The following is a 652-nucleotide window of genomic DNA, read 5'->3' on the forward strand; positions in this document are numbered from 1 at the left end:
CGGGCGGCAGGCTGCCGGCCAGCTCGCACCAGTCGCCGTACTGCACCTGCTGCTGCAGCGTGGCCAGCAACCGGGCTTCGGCCTGCGCCAGCGCCTCGGGCGGCAGGGACAGGCCGGGCAGGTTGATGTCGGTCGAGTCGCCCCGCCCGGCATCGGCCAGCTTGATGTTGGTGCGGGTGCTGCCCGCCACCCGCACCATGGCGTCAGCGATGCCGCTGGCGGCGAAGGCGGTGGTGAACACGCCGTCGTTCTCGGCGCCCAGCCAGCCGCTGGAGGTCACCGGCACACCCAGGGCCGCCAGCACCGCCGCCACGCCGATGCCCTTGCCGCCGGCCTCGGTCTGCTGCCCCAGCGCCCGGTGCACGGCGCCGGGCACGAGCGTGGGAATGCGCACCGTCTGGTCGATGGCCGGGTTGAGCGTGACGGTGAACACGCGGGCAGGCGCGGCCGCGCCGGCCAGAACTTCGGGCGTCATGGTGCGGCCTTTCCCGGCATGGCACATGCCGCATCAAAAACGGCCCCAGCGCAATGAATACTGGGGCATATCGCTATATTTTTCATAGCAAATCTCATGGTGCATTCCCTGTGTCGGCCACCGGGGCGGCCGGGCGCAGCGCGGCGCCCAGGGCGCGCACCTCGTCGGCGGTGTCCA

At 71.6% G+C, this 652-nt stretch carries 1 protein-coding gene; it reads right to left on the reverse strand.

Annotation, left to right across the window (positions count from 1 at the left end):
• Positions 1 to 475: PfkB family carbohydrate kinase (locus tag AC27KI_RS26675; RefSeq protein ID WP_487116904.1), on the reverse strand; the 475-nt coding region annotated here is incomplete at its 3' end.
• Positions 476 to 652: the final 177 nt, after the last annotated feature.

Source organism: Acidovorax sp. KPB24-03, assembly GCF_057546605.1.